This window comes from Thalassoglobus sp. (genome assembly GCF_048270125.1).
Taxonomy (GTDB): domain Bacteria; phylum Planctomycetota; class Planctomycetia; order Planctomycetales; family Planctomycetaceae; genus Thalassoglobus.
Genome location: NZ_JBLWTN010000035.1, coordinates 46,409 through 59,581 on the forward strand (window position 1 = coordinate 46,409; position 13,173 = coordinate 59,581).

General features: G+C 49.4%; 14 protein-coding genes. 9 read left to right on the plus strand and 5 right to left on the minus strand.

Annotated elements, in window-relative coordinates:
• Positions 1-68: 68 nt before the first annotated feature.
• Complete coding sequence (locus tag ACN0YR_RS22970) at positions 69-683, minus strand: RNA polymerase sigma factor (protein WP_417851550.1); 615 nt, start codon at positions 681-683, stop codon at positions 69-71.
• A 522-nt stretch (positions 684-1,205) separates the two neighbouring features.
• Here ACN0YR_RS22970 and eboE point away from each other — a divergent pair.
• Positions 1,206-2,375: a metabolite traffic protein EboE gene (gene eboE, locus ACN0YR_RS22975; RefSeq protein WP_417851551.1), complete on the plus strand. Its 1,170-nt coding sequence runs from the start codon at positions 1,206-1,208 to the stop codon at positions 2,373-2,375.
• Between the two features lie 283 nt (positions 2,376-2,658).
• Here the strand turns inward: eboE and ACN0YR_RS22980 are convergent, their stop codons facing one another.
• Positions 2,659-2,859, minus strand: coding sequence for a small basic protein (locus ACN0YR_RS22980; RefSeq protein WP_417851552.1), 201 nt, complete (start codon positions 2,857-2,859; stop codon positions 2,659-2,661).
• 188 nt (positions 2,860-3,047) lie between these two features.
• Entirely contained in the window at positions 3,048-3,941 is an 894-nt protein-coding gene (locus ACN0YR_RS22985) for an esterase/lipase family protein (RefSeq protein ID WP_417851553.1), read from the minus strand.
• A 321-nt stretch (positions 3,942-4,262) separates the two neighbouring features.
• On the opposite strand from ACN0YR_RS22985, the gene ACN0YR_RS22990 reads away from it, so the two are divergent.
• The 6 genes from ACN0YR_RS22990 (at position 4,263) to ACN0YR_RS23015 (ending at position 9,344) form a co-directional block, all read left to right on the plus strand.
• Positions 4,263-4,700, plus strand: coding sequence for a DUF2752 domain-containing protein (locus tag ACN0YR_RS22990; RefSeq protein ID WP_417851554.1), 438 nt, complete (start codon positions 4,263-4,265; stop codon positions 4,698-4,700).
• A gap of 69 nt (positions 4,701-4,769) precedes the next feature.
• A complete protein-coding gene (locus tag ACN0YR_RS22995) occupies positions 4,770-5,477 on the plus strand; it encodes a hypothetical protein (protein WP_417851555.1) in 708 nt (235 codons plus the stop codon).
• A gap of 36 nt (positions 5,478-5,513) precedes the next feature.
• A complete protein-coding gene (locus ACN0YR_RS23000) occupies positions 5,514-6,215 on the plus strand; it encodes a hypothetical protein (protein ID WP_417851556.1) in 702 nt (233 codons plus the stop codon).
• A gap of 486 nt (positions 6,216-6,701) precedes the next feature.
• Positions 6,702-7,118, plus strand: a complete 417-nt coding sequence (locus tag ACN0YR_RS23005; protein ID WP_417851557.1) for a hypothetical protein — start codon at positions 6,702-6,704, stop codon at positions 7,116-7,118.
• Positions 7,119-7,548: 430 nt separating this feature from the next.
• A complete protein-coding gene (locus ACN0YR_RS23010) occupies positions 7,549-8,157 on the plus strand; it encodes a hypothetical protein (protein ID WP_417851558.1) in 609 nt (202 codons plus the stop codon).
• Positions 8,158-8,216: 59 nt separating this feature from the next.
• Positions 8,217-9,344, plus strand: coding sequence for an aminotransferase class V-fold PLP-dependent enzyme (locus ACN0YR_RS23015; protein WP_417851559.1), 1,128 nt, complete (start codon positions 8,217-8,219; stop codon positions 9,342-9,344).
• Between the two features lie 183 nt (positions 9,345-9,527).
• Here the strand turns inward: ACN0YR_RS23015 and ACN0YR_RS23020 are convergent, their stop codons facing one another.
• Positions 9,528-9,830 carry a hypothetical protein gene (locus ACN0YR_RS23020; RefSeq protein WP_417851560.1) on the minus strand — a complete coding sequence of 101 codons (303 nt, stop codon included), beginning with the start codon at positions 9,828-9,830 and terminating at the stop codon, positions 9,528-9,530.
• A 298-nt stretch (positions 9,831-10,128) separates the two neighbouring features.
• The gene (locus ACN0YR_RS23025) at positions 10,129-10,794 is read right to left on the minus strand and encodes a hypothetical protein (protein WP_417851561.1); all 666 of its coding nucleotides are present in this window, start codon (positions 10,792-10,794) and stop codon (positions 10,129-10,131) included.
• A 690-nt stretch (positions 10,795-11,484) separates the two neighbouring features.
• Here ACN0YR_RS23025 and ACN0YR_RS23030 point away from each other — a divergent pair.
• Together ACN0YR_RS23030 and ACN0YR_RS23035 are read left to right on the plus strand one after the other, a co-directional pair.
• Positions 11,485-12,516 (plus strand): DUF1559 domain-containing protein, encoded by a 1,032-nt coding sequence (locus tag ACN0YR_RS23030; protein ID WP_417851562.1) that lies wholly within the window; start codon positions 11,485-11,487, stop codon positions 12,514-12,516.
• Between the two features lie 125 nt (positions 12,517-12,641).
• Positions 12,642-12,833: a hypothetical protein gene (locus tag ACN0YR_RS23035; RefSeq protein WP_417851563.1), complete on the plus strand. Its 192-nt coding sequence runs from the start codon at positions 12,642-12,644 to the stop codon at positions 12,831-12,833.
• Positions 12,834-13,173 lie beyond the last annotated feature (340 nt).

The window sequence follows — 13,173 nt, forward strand, 5'->3', positions numbered from 1 at the left end:
ATGGTTGACGGAGTCAATTCTCCGCAGTGTAATTTAATTCGAGAAATTCAAGTCGGGTATTTTCATAATCAGGTGATAAAGTTTTCGAGAGCTTCTCGCAGGTTTTCTCTGGCTCTGGAGAGTAAGGACTTAACGGCTTGCGGTGAAAGTTGCATGGATTCGGCAATGTCGGCGTAGCTCATCCCTTCAAAGCGATGAAGCAGAATCGCCATTCTTTGACGTTCATTTAGAACGCTCAGTGCGGATTGCACACATTCCTGAAGTTCGGCTTTGTCGAGTTGCCGTGTCGGCATTAACGCTGATTTCTCGGCAACATTATTCTCGCCTACTTGAACCGGTTGTGATCCGCTCGAGCCGACATGAAACTGAACTTCTTTCTTTCGTCCTTTCGAGCGTCGTGAGTTACTCGCCAGGTTGTTGGCAATTTGAAAGATCCATGTCGACAGTTTTGCTGTCGGTTCGTATCCCTGTTTTGCGCGGTAAATTCTCAGGAAGACTTCCTGAGCAAGGTCTTCAGCGAGTGCGGAGTCCGCAAACATACTGGTGAAAATTCCAATGAGACGGTTTTGGTATCGCTCAACAATTTGCGCAAACGCACCGTCATCGCCATTCTTGACGCGCAACATCAGTTGCACATCAGGATCACGAAGATAGGGGGACGTACTCAATGATGAGGTCACCACGATTGTCTTTACGCTCTACTTTTACTTTTGATATCGATTTCTGATTTGAGTGGGTGTCCCTTGTCTGCTCTTTTCGAAACGCAAAACCATTGTACGGAACAAATGGGAGTGACTAGAACACATTCGTGCTTCCCGCCTTTGTATTATGTCTGTCTGTGTTGTGTCTGATTTCAAGTGATGAAATCCTCTTTTTACAAGACAGAATTAAGGAAACCTGTTTCAAATGTTCTAGCGTAATACAAAGGCTTTCTTGAGTTCGACGCGTGTTGATTCCTGACGTGTCATATTCAAACCCCGGAACGAGGCAAGTGTTTCGGTTCGTTCGTTGCAGACGAGATCACTCTCAGCTAACAATGTTGGCTGAAGCTCGCAGTCTAAGTCTGTGAAAAATCTGACAGGCAGAGCCGCAGGCATCATTAAGATAACGAATTTCGCCTGTCCCTCGCAATCTGGCTGCGACCAATTAGGATTTCGTGAAGAAGCTCACCGAACCGCGAACGAATTTCAGATGATCAGGATCTCATGTCTTTAAGTACACTCCCACTCAGTTATTGCACGAATGTCCACCCCGGACAAACGGTTTCGGAAGTCATTCATGGGCTGACAGAGTACACAATTCCCGCGAGGAAGCAGCTTGGTGAGAGAGTCGCAGCTGGTTTGTGGTTACCAGAGACTGCGATTTCAGAAATCAGAGGAGACCGGGCGAAGCTCGATGAGCTTCAGCAGGTTCTGGCTGAGGGCGATCTTGTCTGTTATACACTGAACACATTTCCCTATGGAAATTTTCATAGTGAACGTGTGAAAGAAAATGTCTACCTGCCTGACTGGTCGACGCAGGAACGATTCGATTTCACCTTTCAGTCTGCTCAAATTTTGGCAGAATTGATGCCTGAAGGAGTCGAAGGAAGCCTTTCTACGGTTCCACTGGGCTTCAAAGGATTCCAGCAAGGTGAAGACTTTCTGCCGGAATGTTTTGACCGGCTCTTGAATCTCGCCGTGAAACTGGACGAATTACATGATGAAACGGGACGAGTGCTGAGGCTGGCAATTGAGCCGGAACCGTTGTGCGTCCTGGAAACTACGGTCGAGACGATCGGGTTTTTCAAGAAGTTGTACGATACAGCCATGACACGCAAACAACTGGACATCGTCCAGCGCCATCTCGGTGTTTGCTACGATGTCTGTCATCAAGCTGTTGAATTCGAAGACGTGAAGCAGTCGATCTCGGATCTCTCGTCGACCGGCATCCGAATCAACAAAGTGCACATCACTTGTGCTTTACGGCTAGAGTCCCCCGGTGAGAACATCGATGCTCGGAATCAACTGGCGCAATTCGTCGAGCCACGCTATCTCCATCAGACGTTTGCTGAAAGCGAAGAGGGGACGATTTCTATTGTGGACTTGTCAAAAGAGTTTTGCAGCGACCCGCCCGAAGAGTTCAGAGAAGCTGACGAGTGGCGAATTCACTATCATGTGCCGGTTCATGAAGAGTCTATCGGAGAGCTGAAAACGACACGAGATGACTTGAAGGCAGCGATTCAAGCAATCGCCAAGTTAGAGTATGCACCTCATTTGGAAGTGGAAACGTACACTTGGAACGTGCTCCCGAATGAGGAGAAACTGAGTCTCGTCGATGGCCTGGTCCGCGAACTCTCAGCGACTCGAGTGTTGCTGGAAGAGGTCACGAATTGAACGATTTCTGAAGCATGTTTCAGTGAGATCTGCAGTCTCCCATTTAGCCCAGTGAGTCACCGGGCTGGAGCATCTTTCGAATTGGTTGGCAGGATCTGCCTCGTGGCGAACAGCATTTTTGCTAGAGAAATGCGTCCTTCACGGGCACACGATAGAGCAAACTGCTTTAGTCTTGCAGAGGCTCAACTTCTCAGAGCTTTGGTCTCGCAGAAGTATAGGCGCCAGCCAAAAAAAACAGCCGAGACATTTGCTCGGCTGTTGCAATTTCGGATCGACGGGTGATTTAGTCGTCGTCGTCGGTCTTCTTCTTTTTCTTTTTCCCGGTGGCAACCTTCAAAATACGGACTTTAGGCAGTCCGTAGGGGCTTTGGTTGTCGATCCAACGGTCGAGTTCCATTAATTTTTCGATACGTTCTGCGCGTTTCAGGACATTTCGAGAACGAGCGAGGCGTCCGCCACCTTTGAGACTTTTGTCGACACTCATCGTAAGTTCCGTCTGTACTTTATCTTAGGAAGAACCGGTCAAACCGTGTTCGTAAGCAATTCAAGTGAGCGGGGGAGTTTACGAGCTTTTGGCTCATACTTCAAGTGTGGAGTCACGCCAGAAAGGTGGTTGTTTCCGGGCAATTCTCAGTTCAGCCAGCGACTTGCACTCTTTGATATCGATTTTCACTACTCTATTGGATTGCAGATCCCGTTTTCTCGGAAGCAGCCCGTTTTCAGAAATCGGCGTACACCCTCAATCCCCTCAGAGTCGTCAGTGACGAATGAATGAAGCGATGAAACTGTCATAAAGTCTTTAGCTCCAGAGAGTTTCGCGCTTTCAACAGAGACCGTTCCATCGTCATCTCCGGGAACCAATGGATTCCAGCCATCTTCGGTGTTGCGAGCACCTGCCACGATACCGAATTCGAAGTCTGGAACCGGAAGTGACGCAATCACACCTTGTTCGTTCTTTTTGAGTTCTTTTCCGGCAGGCCCGAAGATCCACTGGTAGGCGAGATTGTTCTCAACGAGGTTTGCCATCTGAGCACCCTGATTGGGTGTCCCCATCATCACCAGGCGGTGAATTCTGGGGTCGCGATCTTTTCCGTTCTCCTTCAAATATGTCCGAACGAGCAGTCCGCCCATGCTGTGGCAGACGAGGTCGATCTGTTGAATGCCGTGAAGTGAGGCAATCGTTTTCGTCAAAAAATCGGCAGATTCTGCCATTGTCATGCGAGTACTGGGATAATCAAAACCGACGACGGTGTAGCCATCTTTCTCCAATGCGACCTGCATTTTTGAGAACGATTTGGAAGAACGAACGATTCCGTGAATGAGGATGACCGCCTTGCCTGACATCGCTGGAAGTTTCTTTTCGTCAATGATTTTCTGGAGGGCCTGAGTGCATTCCTGTTCGGTTCCCCATTCGCGACGAATATCTTCCGGGTCGAGTAATCGATAATGTTGAGTGAGAACATTTTGCTGAATGCGATAGCCTCGAAAAAAGAGAACGTCCCCCCAAAACTGGCGTCCTCCCATGGTTTTCATGTCAATTTGTAGCTTTGGGATCTTGTTTGGCATGAGCGAAAATGAATCTTCTTCGGCCTCGGATGTTGTGTCTTGAGCGGATGTCCTGGCGAGAAATGTGGATGGCAGGCAGAGAGTCAAAAAGAGGCCGAGCATTAGTGGGGAAGTTCTCAATGGAAGCCTCTCTGCAAAAAAACAAGGCGAAGAAATTGTTCAGATGACACGACATTTTCTCAACAATTCCCAACAACAGACTCGTTTCAATGAACGGAGTCATCGTACAATTTGGCAGCTTTTCATCATCCATGCAACTAAAAATTGGACTTGTCCGGTTCGCTTTTGACGGATAAGACGCAACTCCCTTCCTTCTCTCTCATGTCCCTGAATTCAATACGTTCCTATCCCATAACTCGCTCGATTCGCTGGCTTTTGCTGGCAGGGTCTGTTTGTGTTTTGGGTGGATATTATACAGCTTCAACCGTTGATCCCGATCCGCGAGGGTTTGGAACACATCAACAGTTTGGCTTCCCCCCTTGTAGTTTTCGAGTTTTTATTGGAGTTCCCTGCCCAAGTTGTGGTGGGACCACGAGTGTCGCCTACTTTGTGCGCGGTCAATGGATCGATTCATTGAAATCAAACACAGCTGTGTTTGTACTCGCGTTTCTCGGTCTGGTGTACTTACCGTGGTCGCTGCTCAGCCTGAAAGCAGGACGACTTCTCGGAGTTGTGACTCCTTCCCACTTTGTGGTGACGATCCTGGTCACCCTGAGTGTGATTGCCGTTGTGCAGTGGGGGTGGCGACTTTTGACTTGAAGCAAAATTTAACTATATGACCGGCCATCGTGAAACAGGATGTTTCAATACGATGTGAGGGATCACACTATGTCATCGGTAAGAGTGATTAAACGTCGCACCAGGTCAACGGCGCTCTGCGCTGGTGGCTGCTTTCTCATGCTGACCCTGCTGGCCCTTTCTCAGAGCGGCTGTTTAAATTCGCTTGTCATGGCAGGCAAAGTGATCCTGGGCGATCCCAAGCAGCCCTCAGGGTTTGAAGTCGCCACAGGAAAGTCGTTGGTTGAGGAACAAAAGCAAATCCTCATTCACTGTTCAGCTCCATCTTACATCAGCAGCGAACATGATACGCTCACTTCTGATTTGCAGTTAGAACTGATCAGTCGGATGCGTCGCAATGGGCTCTTGGTCATGTCGCCCGACGCAGCTGCAGATGTCCTCGACAATTATTCGGGGCAATTCGATCCCAAAATCCTCGCAATGCAGCTGGAGGATGTGGGTTACATCTTCCACATTCAGGTCGACAGCTTTTCTTATCGCGAAGACAACAGCCCGAACCTGTTCCGTGGTCGCACGAAAGGTCGGGTCCTCGGTTACGAAGTACGTGGTGAAGCGGGCGGCCGACACTCGGTGCAGGTTTACGACCAGCAGTTCAGCACTCAACACCCGGGGACTCATCCGATTCCTTCGGATCAAATGCCGAAGAGCGTCTTTATTCGACGCTTCATCGACAAGCTTGCTGACGACCTCGGCCATTCGTTCTACAGCGTTCACACTGGCGAACTTTTTGCTCAATAACAACTTTTGAAACAGATTCCTTTGCGGAAGTTTTAGATGATTCGTTCAATCCCATCTCGGTCAACAATATTCACTCCTCGATTCTCAAATCGATTTCGTGTTTTGCTGACAGCACTGCTCGTAAGTGTCTCGCTTTCGGGATGCCAGCAATTCGTGATCATTAGCTACCTGCTGCACGGGCCACCAACGATCGAGCCTGATTTCGACGCCGAAACTGGTGAGTCGATGAGCAATCCCGGGGTTACGGTTGCAGTCGTTTGCTATGCTCCGACGAAGCTCAAGTGGAAGTTCCCACAGCTCGACGAACAAGTTGCGACACACCTTGCTTTTCGGTTGGGGCAAAACCACATTACGATGATCCATCCTGATTATGTGAAAGCGTGGCTGGACGAACATCCTGATTGGGAGAAGGCTTCAGAGATCGGCAAAGCGTTCAAGGCAGACTATGTCATTGAAGTGGAACTCGCTGACTTCACTCTTCATGAAGGATCGAGCACAACGCTGTTCCGGGGCCGCACCGAAGCGTATGTCAACGTGATCAAAGTTGATGAAGAAGGCTACGGAGACCGAATCTTCACCAAGGAAATTGATTTCGCTTACCCAACTCGTGTTCCGCGAACCTCAAGTGATGTTTCTCTGGGTGAGTTTCAAAAAGAGTATTTATCAATGCTCAGCGAAAGAATCGGCTGGCTCTTCTACGAACGATTCCATGGCGACATGATCGGCTGGGCAAGCTAGAACCAGTCCGAAAACCTCTGGAATCGTCGCTTTACTCAACGTCTGAGAGAGCGATTTCAAGTTTCAGGACCAGTTCTAGAAATCCCTTTCACAATCGATGCAAAGACTTCACAAGCAAGTCCTTTCACTCAAGTCGACTTCTGTACGCGATCTTGAATCTGTGCATCCCGTACTTGTTCTCAAACATTGAGAACTCGGCGTAGGGAATGTGCTCACCATTTTTGTGTGGTGAGAAAATCTTCTGCTGTCCCTTTCCCCATGTTTCCTGACTGGCAGAACCGTTAAAGTCTCACTCGTAATCCGGTTCGAATTGTGATTCAAGCTCTTGCCGACCAGCCTTGTTGAGCCGAAGAATCTGGATACAAAGGAATTTTGGAGGAGTTAAGTCAGGGGTTGATCAACAATTGTTGATCAGCAGACTTACAGTCGACAGGGATTTTGAGACGGACGAGCTTTCTCAAGATGCCGCACAAGGAGGGGACGACGATGATGAAGGATCTCTACCAGCCAGTCTTCTGGTGTGGTTTTGCGCTGTCGCTTTCTGCGTTGTATTACAGTAGTGAGCAGGCTGCTAAGGAAGCGAATTCTCCCACACGCAAGCCGGTCCTCATGCGGATTTCTTTTGATGAATTCAAAAATCGGAACGTTCAGTTGGGAACTTCGCAGGCACAGCCGGCAGAAAACAAAGAAGAGTCCGCTGAACAACCTGCTTCGACAGTTGATTCCGTCGGAGTGAACATCGACCTCGGTCAGTCCGAAGATCCATTTCTTTCAAGCACGCCTTCTGTCGAGCCGCATGACATCCCAACCGGACCATCAACGCCAGCGACAAAGCCAACTTCAGCACCCACTTCGAACTCGTCATTCTTGTCCGCTGCCAGGAAAGCTTTAGAAGCACCCTGATCTACAGCACTTGTGGACTTGTGGAAGAGGTGAGCCGTCGTGAAATAGATGTACGCGACCTGTCTCGTGAATCTGAGTGATTTATCACATGGACAACTCTCTTCACAGAGACCGGAATCGTGAAAGTCAGATAAAGACTCATCTATAAAAAGCCTCATTAATGCTTGCCATGTCTGTGAAGCTCGCATGAATGCCTTTGTAGATCTTTCAGATAAGCCAGCGCGCGAAGATCGAAGGCCAGGGTGGGGCGTTGCTGGAAGAGTTGTCGCTTCGCACCGGTCGTACCGTCAACGAAAGACTCTGTCACGATCATCCGAGAGTCAGTCGATATGGATGAATATGTCGTGATGGTCACAATGTTGGGATCATCATTCTCCTCGAAGATTCACAATGTGTCGTTTAGCTTGAAGCAATGAGGCAGGGACGCCTGATGTCAGAAAATCCTCACTCTCATTCAAAACATGAAATCATCTCTATCCGAGAGATGATTGGCCTGTTCGAGCCCGAGGTTTGGAAGAAAATCATCGTCTGGGGATTCGTCTCAATCCTGACGACTGGACTTCCAGCCTCATTTGAGTCTGCTCTCAGCCAATTCGTCAGCGACTCTATCGCCCTCGGCTTTGATGAATTGTTCGCTCAAACGGCTCCGCTGATCTGGTCAGTGATCTTGGTCTCTTTTGCCTGCCACCGAGGTTGGCTCGATGAGGCAGGACTCATTCCCTCTGCGGCGTTGATCCTGTTTGGGGGCTGGTTGGGGCATGCCTTTCAACATGGAGCCGTTGTCGCTGCGGTCGAGTGGCTTCCAAGTGACCGTTTTGGATTACTCGGCTCGGTGGTCTTCGCAGCTTTGAATTTGATGATTGCGTACCTGATTTCTTATGGAATTGGTGCATTCCTCGCCTCGATTCTGGTCGGTTCGGTCATCGGAGTCGGCTGGAGCAAGGGGGCTTATAAGCTGCAACGAAAGTTCAGTGAAGATGTCTCGGAGAAAATTCTGACCGTACCCGATCAGCAGGACCAGCAACGCAGGGCAGCCTGATGGGGTGAGAGAAATCGTGATCGAGATTGAGGCTCAAATGAAGTTGGTGGATTGATCTGTTGGATACCATCTATCTGAACCATGCGGGGACAAGCTGGCCGAAGCCGTCAGTCGTGACAGAAGCGGTAGCGGCAGCGATGCAGACTTCGCCGCGTCATTGGCCTTCTCTTTTTGATCGGGCACATCATTCCGTTTGTCGTTATTTTGGTGTCTCAAATCCCGGTCAGTTGTTGCTGACCCCCGGTTGTACTTCTGCGATCTCGGTGGCAATTTCCGATTTCAATTGGGAGCCAAACGACAGAATTCTGACAAGCAGTTGGGAACACCATGCGCTCTCTCGCCCATTGCGGAAACTGCAGGGCGACGGAATTGAACTCGCTGTTGTCCCTCCAGATTCAGCGAGTCCGTTTGACCTCGATTTTTTTGAATCGTCGCTCGCTGAGGGGAGTGTGAAACTGGTCGCGATCACGGCAGCTTGTAACGTGACCGGTCAACTCCTGCCCATGAGGCGGATCATAGAACTGGCTCACAATTACAATGCGTTCGTCCTTGTTGATGCTGCACAGGTGGTCGGTTGGCTGCAATTGAACTTCTCGGAGCTTGGGGCAGACCTGGTCGCCTTCGGTGGTCACAAGGGATTGCAATCACCTTGGGGAATCGGTGGGCTCTACATCGCTGATCATGTTCCCATGAAATGTGTGACAGCCAGTTGCGGGTTGTCATCAAGCAACGAAGAATCTCTTCTCAGCCCGCGACCCGGCTACTGTGACGTCGGCTCGGTCGATCAGTTCTCATTGGCAGGTTTGGAAGTCGCAATTGAGTGGTTGGAAGAAGAGGCACGAGCAGATCGTCTCGCAATTGGAAGAGGATACGTGCAGCGTTTTCGTGATCTCCTCTCAGCTTTCGCAAACGTGACATTGTTCGGTGCTGACGATCTTTCTCAGCAACTTCCCACAGTGGCGTTTTCCGTTGCAGGGATTTCAAGTGCCACGATTTCAGATCATCTGAAAGTTCGCGGAATTGTCGTTGCCTCAGGGTTTCAATGTGCTCCGCAGGCGCATGAAACGTTGGGGACGGCAGAGTCCGGAGTTGTTCGCCTGAGTTTTGGAATCGGGCAGAGCGAAAAAAGCATCGCGAAGGCTCTCGAACAGACATCAGAAGTCATTCGATCGCTCACCGAATCCTGAAGAGCTTTCGGCGATGAGCTCCTCATCAGTCTCGCATTGTTCAGAGAATTCCCTTGATGGGAAATTATCTTACCGAGGCAACTTGCCTGAAAGTCGAAAGAGGAGGGGAGTGGTCAGCGCAAGAATGCCACTGTCAGACTGATCCAACAGTGGCGTTCGGAAATTCAATCTTGCGGCAAATTCTTATTTGAATCGGCTGCTTCCCAGGTCCAGGCCAGAGACCCCTTTAATTCGTCCGCTTCCCAAATCTAATCCAGCGAGTCCTTTGACATCTGTCTGCACGTTGCTTGAGGAGTAAGATTTTGAGGTTTGGTTCTTGGCTGGGACCTCATCCATCGGTGCGAAGTCTTCGACAATCACGCCAATGCTTACCAGAAAATAGTATTCTTCTTCGGACATGCCAGATCCAAAATCACCAGCCGTGGCGATGGAACTGAAAGCGGTGAAGAGACAAACAAACATGATTTTTGTGGTGAAACTGGTCATTGCTTTGTCCTTGATTTGAGGGAAACAGTGTTGTGCACTCTTCTCAGCGGAAACCTGCCGCAGTTGTGACAAACATTCTGCAAAGAAATTTGCAATGACCCTTTTTTGATCTGCTTCGTCTCAAATCAGTATCGACAGTGGGTGAGTAGCGACTGTCCTGACGGGCACAGGCGTGGCTCCCAATTCCCCACTCATCCAATCGGGCAGCAGCCAAAAAGTAAGAGGCACGATCTCAAGTTGGAACCGTGCCTCTCGTGTTGTATTTAACTCAATTTCATTGGGAGAAATTATGAGTTGATTATTTGCGATTCCGGCGAAGCTTTCTTCGATATGCTCCTATCGATAAGCAGGAGATGAGTCCCATTGCTAGCACTGTGCTGGACGGCTCTGGCACAGCGTTAAGAGAGATATCATCCAAAGCAAAGTTATTCCCGAAAGTCCCTGATGTTAAATTCACAATTCTAAAAATGAAATTCCCAGAGGCAGATGCGGTGTATCCGCTTGTGAATTCGACCCATGCCGTTGTGCTAGAGACTTGAATACTCCCCAAATCGACAAAGCCGCTGCCTTCATTGACTTCGAGTTGTAGCACTGACTCGTTCCCAAGGCCGTTTAGCTTTCTTACCCAATGTCCAAATTCGTACTGTTGCCCATTTACGATCCCATTGACAGTTTGTTGCCAGACCATCAGTTGTTCGCTGTCCGCAACGAACATTAAGCCTGATCCACTTGTGTGATCGCCAAATGAATCAGCGGCACTCCATGATGTGTTTGGATCATTGATCACTTCATAACGTCCTCCACCGGGGATAGAGGCGTTGGAATGTGCACTTGAGAAACCAGTGTTTCCAGCCTCGAAGTCACCATTGATGATCAGTGAACCGTGAGTGACTCCCGAGGTACTTAGGAATAGAGCAGTTAAAACGGCAGTGGATATGCTGCGAACACGAAATTGGTCAATCATAGAATTCAATCAGGCCTTTAGTCTTGTAATGTGTTGTCATGAGCGGAGATTGATGCGTCAGCCTAGCAATCAAAACCGAAGCAGTGCAATGGAGTAGGCCAGATCTGGGGGGCGAGTGGAATGCGTCAAAGCAGGTGAATGGTGGGTTGCGCAACAAGCTGCGAGTGGCAATTGACCAGGCTTGCCCGGAGGAATCAAACCACCGTAGATCTTCGATCCCCCAAAAAAACTTCTGATGTCGTCCATCAAAGGCGACTCGCGCGGTTCACATCCCCCAGCATTTCGGTGGTTCAGTATTTTTGGGCGGAAGCAAACTCAATTCGGTCTGAACAGCGAATCCTGCTTGGCTCACAGCCTGAGCACCAATCATCAAATGCATCCAAGTTCAAATAATTGTTGATTCAACCTTGAATTCTGATTCGCAGATGAAAATACTACCTGATGTATTCTTGAATTCTGTTTCGCAGAAGTGAATACTGCCTGATGTGTTACCTGATGCATTAATTAGGGCGAATTGAACCTCCTCTTCCCCACGATATCCTGCCTTTCTACTTCAAATTCGTGTGTCCAAAACTGGATCGAGCTGCCTCAAGTGTTTGCATACCAATGCCAATCTTGAATGCTTGAAACAGTGATGCACCCACGTTTTGAAGTGTTTTCTATTTCGTTGTTATAAAGCGGAGTTACATGATGAGTAAAGTTTCTATTTCTTCACCTCGGTTGAAGCCGGCAAGAGGGTTCACCCTCATTGAGCTGCTTGTTGTGATCGCAATTATTGCGATCCTGGTTGCTCTACTTTTGCCAGCTGTACAACAGGCCCGTGAGGCCGCGCGTCGCTCGCAGTGCCGAAACAATATGAAGCAGCTTGGGCTTGCGTTGCATAACTATCATGATACGCACAGCGTTCTCCCTTTCTCAACGAGTGCAAAAGGATCTTGCGAAACCGGAAGTGGTACACCTCCTGCGGGAACTGTCAAAAACCACCGTGGATGGGTTCAGGTCTTGCCCTTTATTGAGCAGGCACCACTCTACAATCAATTTGACCCGACTCAAGCTTCGGGTGGGTATGATCGGGCTGGGATCGGAGTTACGGGAACCCCTCTTGCTAGCGGAAACGATGTTGTTGTTTCAGCAATCATTGACGCGTTTTATTGCCCCAGCGATGATGGAAACCGCAAGATTACAACAACAAGCTCTGCCTATCAGATCGGTGGTGGATCAACCTTGCAAGGTGCAAAGACATCGTACGATTTCCAGGCACACCTCGAAACAAGCGGTTGCACAAACTGGGGAAGCCGAGCGCGAAATACTCGCTTTATGTTCGGTACTGAATCGAGCTGTAAATTACGTGATGCTCGAGACGGATTAACAAACACAGCCATGCTGGTTGAGACCACACTGGATGTCAAAGATGGGTACACAGCTCCTTGGGGGTACTCGAATTGGACTGGTGCAGGTGTTGATATCACATGGCGAAAAGGTGGCAGCTATGGAGATGCTGGTATTAACTTTTGGCCGTGTTGCTCTTGGCGGACTCCTCCATACGCTGATACGACAGCTGGGCGAGTCGCTCACTGGGGACGTGCAGGAAGCCAGCATACCGGAGGCGTGATGGTCTGCCTTGGAGATGGCTCCGTTCGATTTGTGAGTGAGAACACAGATTACACGACCCGTGTCCGTCTCGGTCGAATGGCTGATGGTGAACCTCTTGGAGAATTCTAAGATCCTCCGTTCGCTCAAACGACTCGGAGGCTGCCAGTGTCGCTGCTTTCGAATTCTTTACCAATGACAACTTTCAGGTTGTCGAACAAATTCGACAACCTGGCAAACAATTAAGAAAGACTTTCATGTTAAAGAAAATGAATCTGCTGTTAGCGTTAACTGTTGCCTGTTGGTTTTCTGGATGTGGTGGCGAAGAGCCAGTCACTCCAGCTCCCGCCCCAGCTGGGAACGATGCACCTGCTGAAGGACCTGAAACGGAGCTTGAAGAGGGTGGAGCAAACGCAGCACTCCCAGCTGACCAGCAAGTCGAGGACTAAGCCTTCGTTCTGGTGTCGAGTGTGCTTTTGCTGATCTGGCCTGTTGGCCCGCAGGGATAGTACACAGGACGTTTCCAATAATGACAGTAGGAGCCAGAGAGCGTTCCTGCTGTCATTTTTTTTATGGCGACGTCAATCACCACAGGGAATGGCCAGTCGTGTACAAATTGCGTCGTCGATCATTTCATGAAGAACCTGTAGGCGTGGGGCACGATCCAAATGTAGTGAAGTGGAACGGTGGTCGTGGCAACTGCTCGATGGACGTTCACTAATTCATCAACCTCACCCCCGCGCTCGCCACGCCCATCACTTCACTCCGTTCCGTTCTGGGTCGTGCCAC

Bases quoted from the DNA above. Each gene is read 5' to 3' on its own strand.
- eboE (WP_417851551.1), top strand. From the start codon at position 1,206: ATGTCTTTAAGTACACTCCCACTCAGTTATTGCACGAATGTCCACCCC.
- ACN0YR_RS22980 (WP_417851552.1), bottom strand. From the start codon at position 2,859: ATGAGTGTCGACAAAAGTCTCAAAGGTGGCGGACGCCTCGCTCGTTCT.
- ACN0YR_RS22985 (WP_417851553.1), bottom strand. From the start codon at position 3,941: ATGCCAAACAAGATCCCAAAGCTACAAATTGACATGAAAACCATGGGA.
- ACN0YR_RS22990 (WP_417851554.1), top strand. From the start codon at position 4,263: ATGTCCCTGAATTCAATACGTTCCTATCCCATAACTCGCTCGATTCGC.
- ACN0YR_RS22995 (WP_417851555.1), top strand. From the start codon at position 4,770: ATGTCATCGGTAAGAGTGATTAAACGTCGCACCAGGTCAACGGCGCTC.
- ACN0YR_RS23000 (WP_417851556.1), top strand. From the start codon at position 5,514: ATGATTCGTTCAATCCCATCTCGGTCAACAATATTCACTCCTCGATTC.
- ACN0YR_RS23005 (WP_417851557.1), top strand. From the start codon at position 6,702: ATGATGAAGGATCTCTACCAGCCAGTCTTCTGGTGTGGTTTTGCGCTG.
- ACN0YR_RS23010 (WP_417851558.1), top strand. From the start codon at position 7,549: ATGTCAGAAAATCCTCACTCTCATTCAAAACATGAAATCATCTCTATC.
- ACN0YR_RS23020 (WP_417851560.1), bottom strand. From the start codon at position 9,830: ATGACCAGTTTCACCACAAAAATCATGTTTGTTTGTCTCTTCACCGCT.
- ACN0YR_RS23025 (WP_417851561.1), bottom strand. From the start codon at position 10,794: ATGATTGACCAATTTCGTGTTCGCAGCATATCCACTGCCGTTTTAACT.
- ACN0YR_RS23030 (WP_417851562.1), top strand. From the start codon at position 11,485: ATGAGTAAAGTTTCTATTTCTTCACCTCGGTTGAAGCCGGCAAGAGGG.
- ACN0YR_RS23035 (WP_417851563.1), top strand. From the start codon at position 12,642: ATGTTAAAGAAAATGAATCTGCTGTTAGCGTTAACTGTTGCCTGTTGG.